Genomic DNA, 16,286 nt, shown 5'->3' with positions numbered 1-16,286 from the left:
CTCTACGTCCGACGGCCAAGCCAATCCAGGAAACGACGGCCTTACCCGTTGACGCCCTGGCCAGCCTTAAACAACGCGCTGCGACCGCTCTGTTCGACCGGATGGGCGCGCGCTTCAACGACTCAACTCAGAGCGAAGAGGATCTGCGCGCTGCTGCCCGCGATGAACTTGGTCTGATAATCGATGACGAACAGGTACCGCTCTCGGCCGAAGAGCGGCGCCGGTTGATCCGTGATGTAGCGGACGATGTTATGGGTTACGGCCCTCTACAACGTTTCCTCGACGATTCCACGGTCACCGAGATCATGGTCAACCGCATGGATCAGATCTATGTGGAACGGCAAGGGCGCGTAGTGCTTACGGATTCGCGTTTCAGCTCCGAGGAGCACCTTCGGCGTGTGATCGAGCGCATCGTGTCGAAGGTGGGGCGCCGGATCGATGAGTCCTCCCCCTTGGTTGACGCCCGGCTCGAAGACGGTTCCCGCGTCAACGCGATCATCCCCCCGCTGGCCGTCAACGGCTCCTCATTGACGATCCGTAAATTCAGCAAAGTCCCCCTGACCGTTCAGAACCTCATCGACTTCGGCACAATGACCCCCGAGATGGCCGAACTACTCGACGCCTGCGTCAAAGCCAAACTGAACATCATCGTTTCTGGCGGCACCGGCACCGGCAAGACCACCCTGCTCAACGTGCTCTCCTCCTTCCTGCCCGAAACCGACCGCATCGTCACCATCGAAGACGCCGTTGAACTCCAAATCCAGCAGCAACACGTCGTCCGGCTCGAAAGCCGCCCGCCGAACACCGAAGGCAAAGGCGCCGTCACCATCCGCGAACTGCTGCGCAATTCCCTGCGAATGCGCCCCGACCGCATCGTCGTCGGCGAGGTCCGAGGCGGCGAATCCCTCGACATGCTCCAAGCCATGAACACCGGCCATGACGGCTCACTCTCCACCGTTCACTCCAACTCACCTCGCGACGCCGTCGCCCGCCTCGAAACCCTGGTCCTAATGGCCGGTATGGACCTACCCCTGCGCGCCATCCGCGAACAGATCGCCTCCGCCGTGAACCTCATCATCCAAATCGCCCGCCTCCGCGACGGCAGCCGCCGGATTACCCATGTCACCGAAGTCCAAGGCATGGAAGGCGACGTCGTCACCCTCCAGGACGCCTTCGTCTTCGACTATTCGGCCGGCGTCGACCCCTCCGGCCGCTTCCTCGGCAAACCCATCCCCACCGGCATCCGACCCCGCTTCATCGAACGCTTTGAGGACATGGGCATCACTGTCTCCCCCGCAGTCTTCGGACGACCCCTGAGCATCTCCGGTGGGCACTAATAATGTCCTCATTCTTATTTCTCGGAATTCTGCTCCTGCTCAGCGCTGTCCTGTTAGCGTTCTTTGCAGTTCAGCCCGATAGCGCAAGCATCCCGAGAGAGCGGCGCCGTCCGTTCGAAGAAGAATCGACGTCGCAACTGACACGCTTTGCTGGATCCGCGGTCCGAATTGTGGAAGCACAACTGGCACGTCGTCCAATCCGCATTTATCGTAGGGAACTCTTGGAGCTGGCTGGTCTAAAACTTAGTCAGGCTGACGTCATCATTCTGGTCGTGTCAGGTGCCGTTGTCGCAGGTGTCCTCGGGTTGCTTCTCGGCGGATTTGGTCTCGGCCTGCTCTTTGCGCTGCTGACACCGTTCATTGGCCAACTCGTACTCGCCCGGATGATCAGCCAACGGCGGACGAAGTTCGACGCGCAGTTGGGCGACACACTCCAACTGCTCACTGGCGGCCTTCGTGCCGGTCACAGTATTCTCCGGGCGATCGATGCAGCAGCAACGGAAGCCGATAGTCCGACCGCTGAGGAAATGCGCCGGATCATAACCGAGACCAGCCTGGGCAAGGACCTGCTCCAGTCGCTGAATGATACGTCGACGCGCATGGCAAGTGAAGACTTCATGTGGATCTCCCAAGCCATCCAGATCAACCGCGAGGTCGGCGGTGACTTGGCAGAGGTCCTCGATCAAGTCAGCGGGACGATTAGAGAGCGGACCGAGATCAAGGGACAGATAAAAGCTCTCGCCGCGGAGGGAAAGTTTTCCGCTTACATCCTCATGGCGCTGCCGATCGGCATAGTGCTCATGCTCAGCGTCGTCAATCCGGAATACATCAGCGTACTCTTCACCGAACCATTGGGTTGGCTCATGATCGGGGTGTCCTTGGTCCTGATGGTCATTGGCGGCCTATGGCTCCGCAAGATCATCGACCTCAAGTTCTGATGGTGGCGGCAGCATGAACTTCCTCGTACTTGGCGGCGCGTTATTGGTCTGCGGCTCGACAGGTTTCATAGCTTGGGTTCTTCTTGCGCATGACAGGAAGGGTTTGAAGGCCGTCCGGGCCAATCTGTTGCGTGGATTCGAGGAGTCAGACACCGAGCACCGCCGGGATTTTAGTGCGCTATATCAGGTGGGCCAAAAGCTCACACCTTCCGTTTACGCCAAGAAGCTCGACCGCCTGCTGGCCTTAGCGGGCCGGCCTGCGACGATGCCGCTGCCCAGATTGCTGGCGGCGAAGCCCGGGCTTGGACTCGCTGCAGTACTTGTCGCGATCGTAATCGTCCGCTCCAATCCGACATCGACCATGGTCCTGCTCAGCGTGTTCCTTACGGTCCTCAGTTATTTCATCCCTGACCTGCTCCTCTACAGCAAGGGGCAGGAACGTCAGCAGGCGATGCAGTTGGAGTTGGCGAACACGCTTGACCAGATGCTGATCTCCGTCGAAGCGGGACTGGGGTTTGAAGCGGCGATGGCGCGGGCCGGTGCGAACGGCAAGGGGCCGTTGGCGGAGGAGTTGGTGCGGACCCTGCAAGACATGCAGGTGGGCCGTAGTAGGCGGGAAGCGTATTTGGCTCTTGCTGACCGGACAAATGTGCCGGAACTGAGGAGCTTCGTGAAAGCCATTGTGCAGGCCGACGCTTATGGAATTGCGCTCAGCGGGGTGTTGCGGACACAGGCGAAGGTGATGCGGGTTAAGCGGCGGCAACGCGCAGAGGAAAAGGCCATGAAGTTGCCAGTGAAGGTGCTTTTCCCGCTGTTGTTCTTCATCTTCCCGGTGCTATTCATCGCGATCCTCGGTCCTGCTGTGATCAATGCTATTGCCACATTCAGCGGCCAATGACCACTCGAATTAGGCTCGAATGGTGAATCTCCTCCTTCTTGCCTCCTGCGCCGCCGCTGGACTCGCGGCTAGCTGGCTGGTGTTCCCTCTGGCACAGCGCGAGGGGCGCACCTCACTGCCAGATGACTGGCGTCTGCCGCTAGCAGTACTGGCTGGGTTACTGTGCGGGCTGCTGGCACGGATTTTCGGCGCCGATTCCGTCCTGCCTGCGTTATTGTACCTTGCGGTGATGGGAGTGCTGCTCGGTGTGATCGATGCTCGGCACAAGCTGCTGCCGAACCGGCTGGTGTTGCCATTCCTACTCGGCGCGTTCGGCTTGCTCGGACTCGCCAGCTTGGTCAGCGGCGCATGGCTGGACCTGATTGGCGGCGTAGTTGGCGGGGCCGGCATGTTTGCCGTCTACCTGACCATGGCGCTGATCAGACCGGGTGGCATAGGCATGGGCGACGTGAAGCTCGCCGCCGTTGTCGGGCTTTATGCGGGTTACCTTGGGCTGAACGCTTGGCTACTGGTACTGGTTGGAGCTTTCGTCCTGAACGCACTGGCCATAGTGGTCCTCATGCTGGGACGTGTCCTAAACAGGAAGTCCGAGATTCCCTTCGGCCCTTCGATGATTGCGGCTACGCTGCTGGTACCGCTGGTTTTAGGGGTCGGGTGAACGACGGACTTCGATCCCACCGTCAGTGGCGCGCGCTTCGTAGACGGGCTGCGGATTGCTCGCGGGGCCGCGGACAATGCCGCCGTCAGACAGGCGGAAGGTGCTGCCGTGCCAGGGACAGGTGACGCAGCCGTCGCTGACAGTTCCTTCTTCCAGCGGCCCGCCCATGTGGCTGCACACGCTGTCCAACGCCTGGATCTGCCCGCCGTCGCGGTAGAGCACCACGGACACCCCGTCCAGATCCACCTTTCGCAGACTGCCCTCACCCAGCTCAGCCTCCGCAAGCACGGCTTGCCATTCGGTTGGTCCTTCGCGCCAGGCGGTGCGGTTGACGTTAACTCCCTTGGAGTAGGCCAGATGGCCGCCAAGATAGCCGCCTGCCATCAGGACGCCGAAGCCGGCCAGTCCGAGAACCTTGCCTGCTCGGCGATTGCCCTTCTTGCGGGCGATAAGTGATGCCGTATAAAGGCTCACCGCCGTCGAGTTCGACAGTGCGTGCACCAGTCCGATCCGGCGCTCCCTGCCCTGAGTATCGGACCAGTCGTTAGAACCAGATGCAGCAGTCGGAACCGCTGTGATAATCCCAGCCATAACCAACAGATCAGCTGCCGGTTCGGAAGACTCGCCGCCGACGCCATCGAGGAGGGTGGCCATACTCCACGCGCCGATGGGCAGGTCGGTTAGCAGCGGATGCAACGCGTGCCCCACGTAGGTGCCGCTGAGCACATTGCGCAGGATTTGCGGCTTCAATACCCGGTGAACGACGGCAGCATACGGTTCGGCAATCTTGTCAAGGAATTCGAGGCGTTCCACGCTGTCCACTACCTGATGCAGTATCTTCATTGCAGTCTCCTGGTGCCGTTACCTGGTGCGCGGGTTGGAACGACGCCGCCACGACAGGCATCATCCCCGGTTCACCAGAGTCTGCCATCGCGGTCGAGGGCTTGCAAGGGATAGCAAACGTTTGGCAGGTCGGCGGAGCTTCGGGGAAGGGAAGACTCATGAAAGGTTGGCGCGGTCCTGGCAGGGCTGGGAGCTCAGTCCTCAGCGGTGCGCAGGGCCCGCGTCTGCTCGGCGCGGCCGAACAGTGCGGAGTTGTCCGGGTATTTCACTTCTTCGAGGACCAGCGGATGCGGCGGGGCGAGTATCGTCTTGGAGTCCCGCACCTTGGCGACCAGCCGTTCATGCAGCCAGTCCGGGTGCTCCTCCCCCGCCCCGACTGTCAGCGAAGCGCCGATCAGGGCCCGGACCATGTTGTGGCAGAAGGCGTCGGCGCGCACAGTGGCGACCACGACGCCGTCGTTATTGCGGGTGAAGCTGAAGTCCTGGAGTTCGCGGATGGTGGTGGAGAACTGGCGCGGCTTGCAGAAGGACAGGAAGTCGTTCACGCCGAGGATACGATCCGCTGCGGAGTTCAGGGCGTCAACGTCAAGGGCGTGCTTGTGCCAGAGGGTGATGTTGCGCGTCAACGGATCCCATGACTCGGCGCGGTCAGCAATGCGGTAGCTGTAGCGGCGCCAGAGGGCGGAGAAACGGGCGTCGAACCCGATCGGGGCGAGCTCGGCGGTGTGGACTTCGATGGCGCCGGCGAGATCGCGGTAGGGCACGGGTGCGCCGACCCGACCGCCGAGCACCTTGGTAATGACGCCGCGTAACCGGCGCAGCAGGGAGGCGGAAGGATCGATCATCCTGCCGCGGGCCAGCGATTCCCACTCCCCCGGTTCCAGGTCGAAGTGCACCACCTGGCCGCGGGCGTGGACACCGGCGTCGGTGCGGCCCGCCACGGTCAGCCGGATGGGCCGGCGCAGCAGCGTGGCCAGCGCTTCTTCCAGCACCCCCTGGACGGTCAGCAATCCCGGTTGGATCGCCCACCCACTGAACGGACCGCCGTCGTACGCTAAATTCATCCGGACACGCAGAAGCCCGCTGTCCGGTTGTGGGACAGCGGGCTTCTGGGAATGCATGCTCTAAATGCTAGCCGGATTCAGACGGGAAGAATTACTTCTTCTCGTCAGCTTCCGGAGCCTCAGCAGCTTCTTCGGCGGAAGGAGCCGAGGGAGCGGAAGCCGGTGAGTCAGCGGACTCAGCGGATTCTGCGGATGCAGACGAAGCGGATTCAGCCGAAACGGCCTCTTCCTCAACCGGAGCGGGAGCGGACTTGGCGGCAGCCTTCTCAGCTTCGGCCACAACGGCCTGCTTCGGGGAAACCGGATCCAGGACCAGTTCGATGACAGCCATGGGAGCGTTGTCGCCCTTGCGGTTGCCGATCTTGGTGATGCGGGTGTAGCCACCATCACGGTTCTCGACGGCGGTAGCGATGTCGGTGAACAGCTCGTGGACGATGCCCTTGTTGCTGATCAGGGACAGCACGCGACGGCGCGAGGCCAGGTCTCCGCGCTTGGCGAAGGTGACCAGGCGCTCGGCGTAAGGACGCAGACGCTTTGCCTTGGTAACGGTGGTGGTGATGCGCTTGTGCTCGAACAGAGCAGCGGCCAGGTTGGCGAGCATCAGTCGCTCGTGCGCCGGACCGCCTCCGAGGCGCGGACCCTTAGGGGGGGTAGGCATTATGTTTTCTCCTCAAATGGTGCCGCTCTTGGCGCTACAGAGCACCATGACGGCAGAATTCTTGCGATTTAGAGTTCGTCCTCGCCGAAGGCTTCTTCGTCCTCTTCGATGGCTGCGGCACGTGCGGCAAGGTCGAATCCTGGAGGGGAATCCTTCAGGGACAGACCAAGCTCAACAAGCTTTGCCTTGACCTCATCGATGGACTTCGCACCGAAGTTGCGGATGTCCATGAGGTCAGCCTCGGAGCGGGCAACGAGCTCACCCACGGTGTGGATGCCCTCACGCTTGAGGCAGTTGTAGGACCGCACGGTCAGCTCAAGGTCCTCGATCGGCAGAGCCATGTCAGCTGCCAGCGCGGCATCTGTGGGGCTCGGGCCGATTTCGATACCTTCAGCCTGGGTGTTCAGCTCGCGTGCCAGGCCGAACAGCTCAACCAGGGTGGTTCCGGCAGAGGCGACGGCGTCGCGCGGTGCAATGGAATCCTTGGTTTCGACGTCGACGATCAGGCGGTCGAAGTCGGTGCGCTGCTCAACACGGGTTGCCTCAACCTTGAAGGTAACCTTCAGGACCGGCGAGTAGATGGAGTCAACCGGGATGCGGCCGATCTCCGAGTCGCCGGACTTGTTCTGGCTCGCCGAAACGTAGCCACGGCCGCGTTCGATGGTCAGTTCGAGCTCGAACTTGCCCTTCTCGTTCAGCGTGGCGATGTGCAGATCCGGGTTGTGGAATTCCACGCCGGCCGGCGGTGCAATATCCGCAGCGGTGACAACACCGGGTCCCTGCTTGCGCAGGTAGGCGACCACGGGTTCGTCATGCTCGGAGGAGACAGCCAGGTTCTTGATGTTCAGGATGATCTCGGTGACATCTTCCTTCACACCCTGAACGGTGGTGAACTCATGCAGCACACCGTCGATCCGGATGCTGGTTACAGCAGCACCGGGGATCGAGGACAGCAGGGTGCGGCGAAGAGAGTTTCCCAGGGTGTAGCCAAAGCCCGGCTCAAGCGGTTCGATAACGAACCGTGAGCGGTTGTCGGCCACTACTTCTTCGGTAAGGGTGGGGCGCTGTGCAATGAGCACTTAGATTTCCTTTCAGCGAGCGTCCGCTATATGACGCAGCACGAATTGGTGGAAAAGAACGGCTAGACAGCCGGGAGCGGAACCTTCAGCCGCCGTCGTAATTCCCATTTACATGGGGACCGACGGCGGCCGAAGGAACCAAAGGCGGCTGGTTAGACGCGGCGGCGCTTCGGGGGACGGCAACCGTTGTGGGCGCTGGGGGTGACATCCGAGATGGAGCCAACCTCGAGGCCAGCGGCCTGCAGCGAACGGATTGCAGTCTCGCGTCCGGAACCCGGACCCTTCACGAAAACGTCAACCTTCTTCAGGCCATGCTCCTGGGCACGCTTTGCAGCGGACTCAGCAGCCATCTGCGCTGCGAACGGGGTGGACTTACGCGAACCCTTGAAGCCAACCTCGCCGGCCGAAGCCCACGAGATGACAGCACCGTTCGGGTCCGTGATGGACACGATGGTGTTGTTGAAGGTGCTCTTGATGTGCGCCTGTCCGAGCGCGATATTCTTTTTGTCCTTGCGACGCGGCTTACGTACCGCTCCACGAGTCTTGGGGGGCATATATTTCTCCTACAAAGTTGGTTGGTAGCTAGACCGGCTGTTTAGCGGGTCTTCTTCTTACCGGCGACGGTGCGCTTCGGGCCCTTACGGGTGCGAGCGTTGGTCTTGGTGCGCTGACCGCGAACGGGCAGGCCACGACGGTGGCGAATACCTTCGTAGCTACCGATCTCAACCTTGCGGCGGATGTCTGCGGCAACCTCACGGCGGAGGTCACCTTCCACCTTGTAGTTGCCCTCGATGTAATCACGCAGCTGCACGAGCTCTGCATCGGTGAGGTCCTTGACGCGGGTGTCCGGGCTGATGCCGGTCTCCGCGACGATCTGCTCTGCACGGGTCTTACCCACGCCGTAGATGTAAGTCAGGGCGATGATTACCCGCTTTTCGCGGGGAATATCTACGCCAGCGAGACGAGCCATATGGCGGTTCTCCTTGTTGTATCCGGAGGTCTGAAGCAATGCATCCCTGTTACCAGGTCCCCGGCCTCCGAGCCCGGGGGTGTGCAGGAAATCCTGCTGCACTGCCTATTGAATTACTACGCGTGGGTAGTTCCTGCTTCGAAGCAGGAAGCTTAGCCCTGGCGCTGCTTGTGGCGCGGGTTCTCGCAGATCACAATGACGTTGCCCTTGCGACGAATCACCTGGCACTTATCACAGATCCGCTTGACGCTCGGCTGGACCTTCATGGTTATCCTTTGCGTTTGCAGTTGTCGCTTGCGTAACTACCTATTACCGCGGTGGCCCGCGGAGCTAAGTCTTTACTTGTAGCGGTAGACGATACGGCCCCGCGAGAGGTCGTACGGGCTGAGTTCCACTACAACACGATCCTCTGGGAGGATCCTGATGTAGTGCTGACGCATCTTTCCCGAGATGTGAGCAAGCACAACGTGTCCGTTAGTCAGCTCAACGCGGAACATCGCGTTGGGCAGAGCTTCCTGCACAGTGCCTTCAATCTCTATGACACCGTCTTTCTTAGCCATATCCTCCGCTAACGTCAGTAACCACCACTTGCGTGGGGCTAGTTTTTGGGTGTTGCTTGCCACTAGACTTCCGGTGGAATGCGCTCGTTGAGCGGCCCCCGGCCCGGGAACGGGCACGAAAGTAGAGACAACCAACAGATAACTGTACTCCGCGCGCCGCTTTAAGTTAAATCGGGGTGCTTTGCAAGTACGACGGCGGGAGTCTCCACAGTCTCGGCACTCGCCACCGCGTCAAGGATGGCAAGGCGGACGGCTTCCGCCGCCAAAATCTGCAGTTCCAGGACAGGGGTGACCGGGCCCTCTTGCACCAGCTGCTTCTCGCCAGTGGCCAGGCCGAAGACCACGTCCCCGTCGCCCAGCGTGTGGGACGGATTTAACGCGCGGGCCAGCCCCGCATGGGAGGCCGAGGCGGTGCGTTTGACCTGCGCGGGATCCAGCACGGCGTTGGTGGCGACGACGCAAAGCGTAGTGTTCAGCGGGGCCGGCGTGGGTGGCGGAGCCTGACCGGGAGCCTGCGTATCGGTCGATCGCTGTGTCTGGCCGGGCAGCGGCGGCAGCGCGGGGGCAGCGCGCGAAACCTGTTCGGTGCCGAGCCCAACGGGCGCGCCGGCCGCGTTGACCACCGCGATCGCACCGATGACCACTTCCGAGTTGCCTCCGCTCATCCGCAGCGAAGCACTGCCCACTCCCCCTTTATAACGCTGATAGTCCAGCGCGGCTCCGGTGCCGGCACCGGCGTTGCCCCGCTGCACCGGCGCAAAGTCTAGAGAGGCACCTGCTGCAGCGGCGGCGTCGTACCCCATCTGCTCGGTGGGGCGGGCCTTGGCATCGCCGCCGCGGCCGAGGTCGAAGATCGCTGCCGCGGGCACGATCGGCACCACCCCGGCGTCTGTCCGGAAACCCCTGTCCTGCTCCTCGAGCCAGCGCTGCGCGCCGTGGGCGGTGATCAACCCGAACGCGCTGCCGCCGGTGAGGACCACCGCGTCCACCGTGGGGACCAGGGTGGTCGGGTCGAGCGCATCGGTTTCATGGGTGGCCGGGCCTCCCCCGCCTACATGCACGGAACCGATAGTTCCCGGCGGCGGCAGCACCACCGTCACACCGGACAGCCAACCGTCGCCGATCCGCTGGACCTGGCCGACCTTTATTCCGGGAACATCGGTGATGGAGGAAGTCATGCCTTCACTCTAGAGGGCTGCCCTGATCAAATCGGCGTTGTCGCCGAGCCAGGCTTCGGCCCTGGGCATCCGGTCCTTTACGCCCTCGTTCCACCAGCGCCGGAAGACCGGGTCGGCGTCGGCGGCAGCTTTGGCGGTGAGCGAGGCGTTGCGGCCGCGTTGGATGGCGACATCAACCAGCGTGCTCCTTTGCTCGGCGTTCATGCCGTAAGCATCGGAGAACAGCCGCACCCGTGCCGGAATGTCAGCTTCCACCAAGGCCGGAGCCCGGTCTGCCGGGTGCAGGAGCGGCGCCCACCAGTAGAGCGCGTTGACGATGTCGGCGACGCGGGTGGTTGGCCTGGCCAGGTCGAAGTCGATCAGGGCCGCCGGCACGCCGTTGCGGAAGACGACATTGCCCGGGCAGTAGTCCTGGTGGGATACCAGTTCGGGTGTGGCGAACAGGGGCTTGACATCTGGCGGACGGATACCGGGAAGGCTGCCGAACACCGCACCTTCCGGCGGCGCCCATCCCTGCGCGGCGTCATGCAACCGGCGGATGAGCCGGGCCAGCGCGGTCAGTACCTCCGGGCCTGTTGCCTCTGCGGGCAGCGGCTCCACCGGAATGTCGCCCGGGACGTAGGAGAGGACTTCCCGTCCGGTGTCGTCGTAGCCGAGCGGGACCGGCGCGGCCTCGAAGCCTTGGGCGTGCAGGTGCGCCAGGTACTGCTGGACGGTGGCGGTGAACGGGCGGACCGGACGGCGGACCGTGTCCCCGATTCTGACCACCTCGGTCCAGCCGCCCTCGCCCAGCTGCTGCCCGCCGTCGTCGTTCATTGGATCCTCAGAGCTTGGTGACGTCGATGGTCCCGGGCTTCATGTCGACGGCTTCGCAGAACTGCTCAACATTCACGGGCAGCCCGTCCGGCGTGGCGAAGACGGCGTAGCGCCAGTCATCCCGGATGCAGGTCACCATGGCCGGAGGTTCGTTTCCCGGGGCCTGCTGGTCCTGTCCCTCCTGGGGCAGGGCCTCCCCCGGCGCCGCTTCCTCCGGCGAAGACTGCCCGGCTTCCAGCGGCGCCTCCCGCCAGAGTGCGCCGCAGAGTTCCTGCGGGTCGATCCGCTGCGGCACGCCGGACAGATCCACCATGACGCTGCCGTCCGGATTGGTGCCGACGATCTCGCCGCCGCTGGCAAAGCCCGCCTCCTGCTGCGGGGCGTCGGGCGTGGAGCCCATGTAGCAGATCGCGGTGAAGCGCTTCTGGTCGTCGGTGAGGTTCAGAATGGCAAAGCCCGCGGTGGCGGAACCGGCCAGCACCGGCACGGCGACCGCAGCGGTGACGACCCGCCGTCGTCGTTTGTGGCGGGAGATGTCCTGCGTAATCCGCGCATTCAACGCCGAGCGCACGCGCGCTTTACTGAGCTGGAGTTCGTCCATTCCTATTCACCTTCTTCCGCTGTGAGCACGTCCGAAAACTGGTTCTTCAGCCGGTTGCGCAGGCGCAGCACCCGGTTTTTCACGGCGGCCTTGGTCAGGCCGAGTTCCTTGGCAATGTCGCCGTGCGGGCGGCCGCCGACAAAGTGGACCAGGAAGATCCGCTGGTCTGCTTCGGGCATGGCCGACACCGCGCGGTGGACCCGGTTGAGGGTGTCCTGCGCGATGACCTTCTCTTCGGTCGAAACCTCGGCGAGGACCCGCCCGACGTCCATCCGGTCGATGTCCAGCATGTGCTGGTTGCCCTTCTTGCGCAGGTGGTTCGCCGCCAGGTATTTGGCTGTGGTGTAAAGCCACGGGAACACGGAGCCATTGACGCACTTGATCCGCTTCGCCTTCTCCCACATGAGGAAGAAGGTTTCCTGGGCAAGCTCCTCCGCTGCCCCGACATCGCCGGTGATCCTGCCCAAGTACCGCAGCACACCGTCGGCGTGGCGCTCGTAGAGCACGCCGAACGCGTCTTCGTCCCTGCGTCCGCAGCGCCGGAGCAGCGCGGACTCATCCGGCGGCCCCTTGGCCGCCGGCTCGTCATCGGCCGCCATCTAGCCGAAGAAACTGGCTGATGAAGCCCGGTCATTGAAAGCACCGATCCAGCTCGAGAACTCGTAGTCACCATAGATAGCCCCTTCGCCGTCGCGGTCCTCGTGCAGCCGCACGTTGCAGCCGTTGTAGCCGCGGAAGGACGTGACCCGGTCATTCCAGCCGACGTCGGCCAGGTTGATGAAGGCCGAGCCGCCCGCGGAGCAGCCCCCGTAGTTCAGGATCCGGTACGAGGCCCCGGAGTACCCCGCGTTCGCGTACACAATGCCCGCTGTAACCAACGACGACGGCGGCGCCTCCTCGGTCACGGGCGCCGGCTCTGCTGTTGGCTGGGCGGCTATCGCGGGCTCCGCTGTTGCCGGCGTTGCCATCGCGGGCTCTGCTGTTGCCGGCGTTGCCATAGCCGGTTCGGCGGTTCGCTGCGTGGCCACGGCCGGCTCAGCCGTCTGGGTTGTTGCGGCGGGTTCAATCGTCTGGGTGGTTGCGGCGGGTTCAGCCAACTGGTCGGTTACGGTCTGCTCAACCGTCCCCGCCAGCTGGTCCACACCCAGCTGCTCCAGTGCCGCATCCAAGGCGGCTTCAGTTCCATAGCATTCGGACGCAGTAGTAACGGCGTTGAACCAGCAATGTTCCGCGCCGGTGAACGCATTAGTCGAGGTTGTCTCCGAGGTTCCGGAGGGAGCTGGGCTGACGGCGGCGACCGCTGGAACGGCGCCTATTCCGATCAGTCCTGCCGTGATCACTGCCGCGAAGACGGCATGCTTGCGCTGTTTCAGTACTTTGCGGCCCATGTTTCCACCATATAAGAGCCCCTTCCCGGGCTCCTAAAGCCCTGTGGATTGGAAGGAAAGGTGTGGTCCGGCCTACGGAGCGGTGAGCCGTTCGCTCCCACCGCCCCGCGGCCATACCCTCGATGACCCTCTCTCCATGCAATGCATCCTGACGGGCCGAAGCCGTTCGTTCCTCAGCCGGAATCAGGTCCCTTGCGGGCCATCTACTTAGTAAATGTGCCGGGGACGCAAAAGGTCTCGCCTGGAATGAAGGTTTTTTCATCCCGGGCGAGACCCGCGGAACGCAACGTCAAAGGCCAAGCCAAGAGCCGCCGTCGTTCGCTTGAAATTAAGGGCCGGTCAGTCCAGCGGAACCGGTGTGACGCCCAGCGGCGCCAGCTTGGCAACGCCGCCATCTTCGGCGGTGAGAACCCAGATGCCCTTGTCGTGCACGGCAACCGTGTGTTCCCACTGGCACGAGCGCGAGGCGTCGGTGGTGACGACGGTCCAGTCATCGTCCAGCGTTTTGGTCTCGATGTCTCCGCGGACCAGCATGGGCTCGATGGCCAGGCACAGGCCCGGACGGATCTTCGGGCCGCGGTGGCTGGTGCGGTAGTTCAGCACGTCCGGCGCCTGATGCATGGCGGTGCCGATGCCGTGGCCCACGTAGTCCTCGAGGATGCCCAGCGGCTTGCCCTCAACGCTGCTGACATAGTCATCGATGGCGTTGCCGATGTCGCCGACGCGCGAGCCGTTGGCCAGCGCAGCGATCCCCCGCCACATGGCTTCCTCGGTCACGTCGGAGAGCCGCTGGTCTTCGGGATCGGCCGTGCCCACAATGACGCCCCGCGCGGAGTCGCCGTGCCAGCCGTCGATGCTGCAGCCGCCGTCGATGGAGAGGATGTCCCCGTCCTGGAGCACCTTGGGGCCGGGGATGCCATGGACAACTTCCTCGTTCACCGAAACGCAGACGGTGGCCGGGAAGCCGTGGTAGCCCTTGAAGTTGCTCTTGGCGCCCGCCTCGTTGAGCACGGCTTCGAAGGCAGCGTCCACGTCGCTGGTGGTGGCACCGACGACGGCGGCGGTCACCGCAGCGTCGAGGGCGCGACTGACCACCAGACCCGCTTTGCGCATTTTGCGGATCTGGTCCTTGGTCTTGTACTCGATGCTGGGCTGGCCGAATGCCATGGTTTCTGTGTTCCTTCTGTTCTGCGAAATGCCACAGGCCCTGTCCAACGATTCCGAAGGATCAGGGCCTGGGCTTAGGTTGGAGCGGCAGCTCCTGTTGCTAAGCGGTGACGCTCTTGAGCGCATCCATGATGCGGTTGGTGACGTCGTCGATGGCGCCCAGCCCGTCCACCTTGGTCACGATGCCGCGTTCCTGGTAGCGGGAGACGACTGCCTCGGTCTGCTCGTGGTACAGGTCCAGGCGGTGCCGGATGACGGTTTCGTTGTCATCGGCGCGGCCTTCCTGCTTCGCGCGGCCCAGCAGGCGCTTGACCAGTTCCTCGTCGTCGGCGGTCAGCTGCAGGACTACGTCCAGCTGATCCTCGCTCTCGGCCAGGATGCTGTCCAGCTCATCCACCTGTGCTGTGGTGCGCGGGTAGCCATCGAGCAGGAAACCCGGTTCGACGTCGTCCTTGGAAAGGCGGTCGCGCACCATGTTGTTGGTGACGCTGTCCGGTACGAAGTCCCCGTTGTCGATGTACTTCTTCGCCTCGAGGCCCAGCGGGGTCTCTTCCTTGACGTTGGCGCGGAAGATATCACCGGTGGATATGGCGACGATGCCCAGCCGTTCGGAGATACGTGAAGCCTGGGTTCCTTTGCCGGATCCGGGCGGGCCAATAATGAGCATCTTTGTCATCGCAGTAGTCCTTCATAGTGACGTTGCTGTAGCTGGGCATTAATCTGTTTCACGGTTTCCAGACCAACACCAACCATGATGAGGATCGAGACGCCGCCAAACGGGAAGTTCTGGTTCGCATTGATCAGCACCAGGGCGATCAGCGGAATCAGAGAAATCACGCCGAGGTAGAGCGCGCCCGGAAGGGTAATCCGGGACAGCACGTAGGAGAGGTATTCCTCGGTGGGGCGGCCGGCCCGGATCCCCGGGATGAAACCGCCGTACTTCTTCATGTTGTCCGCCACCTCTTCGGGGTTGAAGGTGATGGCCACATAGAAGTAGGTGAAGAAGACGATCAGGCCGAAGTACACGGCCATGTAGACCGGGTGGTCGCCGCTGACCAGGAATGTGTTGATCCAGTTGACCCATTCCGGCGGCGGAGTGGTGCCGTCCGTCGGAGTGTTGAACTGGGCTACCAGCGAGGGAAGGTAGAGCATCGACGAAGCGAAGATCACCGGGATAACACCGGCCATGTTCACCTTGATCGGAATGTAGGTGCTGGTGCCGCCGAGGGTGCGGCGGCCGATCATACGCTTGGCGTACTGGACCGGGATGCGGCGCTGGGATTGCTCCACGAAGATGACCGCGGCCACGGTGAAGAGGCCGATGATGATCACGCCGATGAAGATGTTGACGCCCTGAGCGCGCAGGATTTCACCCAGCGAGCTCGGGAAGCCCGCGGCGATGGAAACGAAGATCAGCAGGGACATGCCGTTGCCGACGCCCTTTTCCGTGACCAGTTCACCCATCCACATGATCAGGCCTGTACCGGCCGTCAGGGTCAGGATGAGCAGCACGATCACGATCAGGCTGTCGTCCGGGATGATCGGCACCGGGCAGTCGCCCAGCAGGGCACCGGAGCGGGCCAGCGAGACGAGCGTGGTGCCGTTCAGCAGGCCGAGGGCAATGGTCAGGTAGCGGGTGTACTGGGTCAGCTTCGACTGGCCCTGCGCACCTTCCTGATGCAGCTCCTGGAAGCGGGGAATGACCACCCGCAGCAACTGCACGATGATGCTCGCCGTAATGTACGGCATGATGCCGAGGGCGAAGATGGACACCTGCAGCAGGGCGCCGCCGCTGAAGAGGTTGACGAACTGGTACAGCCCGCCGCTGGTGTTGCCGAGCGCCAAGCATTGCTGCACGTTTCCGTAATCAACCCCGGGGGCAGGGATGAAGGCACCCAGGCGGTAGATGGTGATGATGCCGAGGGTGAACAACAACTTGCGCCGCAGGTCCGGCGTCCGGAAAACCCGGCCAATTGCGCTGAGCAAGCGTCCTCCTGAAAAGTCTTTTGATGCCGCCGAGCGGCGATGCACAAGAACCGAGTCTATCTGCTCGGCCGCGTCCGGAATAACTCGCGGACAAAAAGTAAACTGCCTTTAACCCAATGAAACTCTTGGTGGCCGGAATACACCG

General features: G+C 62.8%; 20 protein-coding genes. 4 read left to right on the top strand and 16 right to left on the bottom strand.

The features are described 5' to 3' along the window. Positions 1–23 precede the first annotated feature (23 nt). Genes AC3A4M_RS01380 through AC3A4M_RS01365 form a run of 4 tightly spaced genes read left to right on the top strand, consistent with a single transcriptional unit; the run spans position 24 to position 3,831 of the window. Positions 24–1,337, top strand: coding sequence for a TadA family conjugal transfer-associated ATPase (locus AC3A4M_RS01380; RefSeq protein WP_498734074.1), 1,314 nt, complete (start codon positions 24–26; stop codon positions 1,335–1,337). Between the two features lie 2 nt (positions 1,338–1,339). Beyond that, positions 1,340–2,275, top strand: a complete 936-nt coding sequence (locus AC3A4M_RS01375) for a type II secretion system F family protein (protein ID WP_498733371.1) — start codon at positions 1,340–1,342, stop codon at positions 2,273–2,275. Between the two features lie 13 nt (positions 2,276–2,288). Then, positions 2,289–3,173: a type II secretion system F family protein gene (locus tag AC3A4M_RS01370; protein ID WP_498733369.1), complete on the top strand. Its 885-nt coding sequence runs from the start codon at positions 2,289–2,291 to the stop codon at positions 3,171–3,173. A gap of 22 nt (positions 3,174–3,195) precedes the next feature. After that, positions 3,196–3,831 (top strand): prepilin peptidase, encoded by a 636-nt coding sequence (locus AC3A4M_RS01365; RefSeq protein WP_498733367.1) that lies wholly within the window; start codon positions 3,196–3,198, stop codon positions 3,829–3,831. On the opposite strand, the gene AC3A4M_RS01360 is transcribed toward AC3A4M_RS01365, so the two are convergent. The 16 genes from AC3A4M_RS01360 to secY all read right to left on the bottom strand — a co-directional run bounded on the left by AC3A4M_RS01360 (position 3,817) and on the right by secY (position 16,141). Continuing rightward, the gene (locus tag AC3A4M_RS01360; protein WP_498733365.1) at positions 3,817–4,674 is read right to left on the bottom strand and encodes a Rieske (2Fe-2S) protein; all 858 of its coding nucleotides are present in this window, start codon (positions 4,672–4,674) and stop codon (positions 3,817–3,819) included. The two genes, AC3A4M_RS01365 and AC3A4M_RS01360, sit on opposite strands and share 15 nt — an antisense overlap. A gap of 194 nt (positions 4,675–4,868) precedes the next feature. Beyond that, on the bottom strand, positions 4,869–5,795 hold the full coding sequence (locus AC3A4M_RS01355) for a tRNA pseudouridine synthase A (protein WP_498733363.1): 927 nt from the start codon (positions 5,793–5,795) through the stop codon (positions 4,869–4,871). A 34-nt stretch (positions 5,796–5,829) separates the two neighbouring features. After that, the gene (gene rplQ / locus AC3A4M_RS01350) at positions 5,830–6,396 is read right to left on the bottom strand and encodes a 50S ribosomal protein L17 (RefSeq protein WP_498733361.1); all 567 of its coding nucleotides are present in this window, start codon (positions 6,394–6,396) and stop codon (positions 5,830–5,832) included. A gap of 68 nt (positions 6,397–6,464) precedes the next feature. Beyond that, positions 6,465–7,475 carry a DNA-directed RNA polymerase subunit alpha gene (locus AC3A4M_RS01345; protein ID WP_074701316.1) on the bottom strand — a complete coding sequence of 337 codons (1,011 nt, stop codon included), beginning with the start codon at positions 7,473–7,475 and terminating at the stop codon, positions 6,465–6,467. A 152-nt stretch (positions 7,476–7,627) separates the two neighbouring features. Beyond that, positions 7,628–8,029, bottom strand: a complete 402-nt coding sequence (rpsK, locus tag AC3A4M_RS01340; RefSeq protein ID WP_074701315.1) for a 30S ribosomal protein S11 — start codon at positions 8,027–8,029, stop codon at positions 7,628–7,630. A gap of 41 nt (positions 8,030–8,070) precedes the next feature. Then, positions 8,071–8,445, bottom strand: coding sequence for a 30S ribosomal protein S13 (rpsM, locus tag AC3A4M_RS01335; RefSeq protein WP_074701314.1), 375 nt, complete (start codon positions 8,443–8,445; stop codon positions 8,071–8,073). A gap of 152 nt (positions 8,446–8,597) precedes the next feature. Further along, entirely contained in the window at positions 8,598–8,711 is a 114-nt protein-coding gene (rpmJ, locus tag AC3A4M_RS01330) for a 50S ribosomal protein L36 (RefSeq protein ID WP_005267758.1), read from the bottom strand. Between the two features lie 72 nt (positions 8,712–8,783). After that, complete coding sequence (gene infA, locus AC3A4M_RS01325; RefSeq protein WP_005267757.1) at positions 8,784–9,005, bottom strand: translation initiation factor IF-1; 222 nt, start codon at positions 9,003–9,005, stop codon at positions 8,784–8,786. A gap of 161 nt (positions 9,006–9,166) precedes the next feature. Further along, positions 9,167–10,183 carry a P1 family peptidase gene (locus tag AC3A4M_RS01320; protein ID WP_498733357.1) on the bottom strand — a complete coding sequence of 339 codons (1,017 nt, stop codon included), beginning with the start codon at positions 10,181–10,183 and terminating at the stop codon, positions 9,167–9,169. A 9-nt stretch (positions 10,184–10,192) separates the two neighbouring features. Continuing rightward, positions 10,193–10,999, bottom strand: a complete 807-nt coding sequence (locus tag AC3A4M_RS01315) for a phosphotransferase enzyme family protein (protein WP_498733355.1) — start codon at positions 10,997–10,999, stop codon at positions 10,193–10,195. A gap of 7 nt (positions 11,000–11,006) precedes the next feature. Next, the gene (locus AC3A4M_RS01310; protein WP_498733353.1) at positions 11,007–11,600 is read right to left on the bottom strand and encodes a hypothetical protein; all 594 of its coding nucleotides are present in this window, start codon (positions 11,598–11,600) and stop codon (positions 11,007–11,009) included. Positions 11,601–11,602: 2 nt separating this feature from the next. Continuing rightward, positions 11,603–12,199, bottom strand: a complete 597-nt coding sequence (locus tag AC3A4M_RS01305) for an RNA polymerase sigma factor (RefSeq protein WP_498733351.1) — start codon at positions 12,197–12,199, stop codon at positions 11,603–11,605. Further along, entirely contained in the window at positions 12,200–12,988 is a 789-nt protein-coding gene (locus AC3A4M_RS01300) for a beta/gamma crystallin family protein (RefSeq protein WP_498733349.1), read from the bottom strand. Positions 12,989–13,327: 339 nt separating this feature from the next. Then, entirely contained in the window at positions 13,328–14,155 is an 828-nt protein-coding gene (gene map, locus AC3A4M_RS01295; protein WP_498733347.1) for a type I methionyl aminopeptidase, read from the bottom strand. Positions 14,156–14,255: 100 nt separating this feature from the next. Continuing rightward, a complete protein-coding gene (locus AC3A4M_RS01290) occupies positions 14,256–14,831 on the bottom strand; it encodes an adenylate kinase (protein ID WP_498731110.1) in 576 nt (191 codons plus the stop codon). After that, on the bottom strand, positions 14,828–16,141 hold the full coding sequence (gene secY / locus AC3A4M_RS01285) for a preprotein translocase subunit SecY (RefSeq protein WP_498635766.1): 1,314 nt from the start codon (positions 16,139–16,141) through the stop codon (positions 14,828–14,830). Before secY ends, AC3A4M_RS01290 begins: the two co-directional genes overlap by 4 nt. Positions 16,142–16,286 lie beyond the last annotated feature (145 nt).

Source organism: Arthrobacter sp. Soil_C_60 (genome assembly GCF_057656375.1).
This window is presented reverse-complemented; position numbering and strand designations above follow the sequence as displayed.

What these genes read in the sequence shown, in the direction of transcription:
- AC3A4M_RS01310 (WP_498733353.1), bottom strand. Translation starts at nt 11,600, where the DNA reads ATGGACGAACTCCAGCTCAGTAAAGCGCGCGTGCGCTCGGCGTTGAAT.
- AC3A4M_RS01300 (WP_498733349.1), bottom strand. Translation starts at nt 12,988, where the DNA reads ATGGGCCGCAAAGTACTGAAACAGCGCAAGCATGCCGTCTTCGCGGCA.
- rpsK (WP_074701315.1), bottom strand. Translation starts at nt 8,029, where the DNA reads ATGCCCCCCAAGACTCGTGGAGCGGTACGTAAGCCGCGTCGCAAGGAC.
- map (WP_498733347.1), bottom strand. Translation starts at nt 14,155, where the DNA reads ATGGCATTCGGCCAGCCCAGCATCGAGTACAAGACCAAGGACCAGATC.
- AC3A4M_RS01315 (WP_498733355.1), bottom strand. Translation starts at nt 10,999, where the DNA reads ATGAACGACGACGGCGGGCAGCAGCTGGGCGAGGGCGGCTGGACCGAG.
- AC3A4M_RS01320 (WP_498733357.1), bottom strand. Translation starts at nt 10,183, where the DNA reads ATGACTTCCTCCATCACCGATGTTCCCGGAATAAAGGTCGGCCAGGTC.
- rplQ (WP_498733361.1), bottom strand. Translation starts at nt 6,396, where the DNA reads ATGCCTACCCCCCCTAAGGGTCCGCGCCTCGGAGGCGGTCCGGCGCAC.
- AC3A4M_RS01305 (WP_498733351.1), bottom strand. Translation starts at nt 12,199, where the DNA reads ATGGCGGCCGATGACGAGCCGGCGGCCAAGGGGCCGCCGGATGAGTCC.
- infA (WP_005267757.1), bottom strand. Translation starts at nt 9,005, where the DNA reads ATGGCTAAGAAAGACGGTGTCATAGAGATTGAAGGCACTGTGCAGGAA.
- AC3A4M_RS01360 (WP_498733365.1), bottom strand. Translation starts at nt 4,674, where the DNA reads ATGAAGATACTGCATCAGGTAGTGGACAGCGTGGAACGCCTCGAATTC.
- AC3A4M_RS01370 (WP_498733369.1), top strand. Translation starts at nt 2,289, where the DNA reads ATGAACTTCCTCGTACTTGGCGGCGCGTTATTGGTCTGCGGCTCGACA.
- AC3A4M_RS01290 (WP_498731110.1), bottom strand. Translation starts at nt 14,831, where the DNA reads ATGACAAAGATGCTCATTATTGGCCCGCCCGGATCCGGCAAAGGAACC.
- AC3A4M_RS01375 (WP_498733371.1), top strand. Translation starts at nt 1,340, where the DNA reads ATGTCCTCATTCTTATTTCTCGGAATTCTGCTCCTGCTCAGCGCTGTC.
- rpsM (WP_074701314.1), bottom strand. Translation starts at nt 8,445, where the DNA reads ATGGCTCGTCTCGCTGGCGTAGATATTCCCCGCGAAAAGCGGGTAATC.
- rpmJ (WP_005267758.1), bottom strand. Translation starts at nt 8,711, where the DNA reads ATGAAGGTCCAGCCGAGCGTCAAGCGGATCTGTGATAAGTGCCAGGTG.
- AC3A4M_RS01355 (WP_498733363.1), bottom strand. Translation starts at nt 5,795, where the DNA reads ATGCATTCCCAGAAGCCCGCTGTCCCACAACCGGACAGCGGGCTTCTG.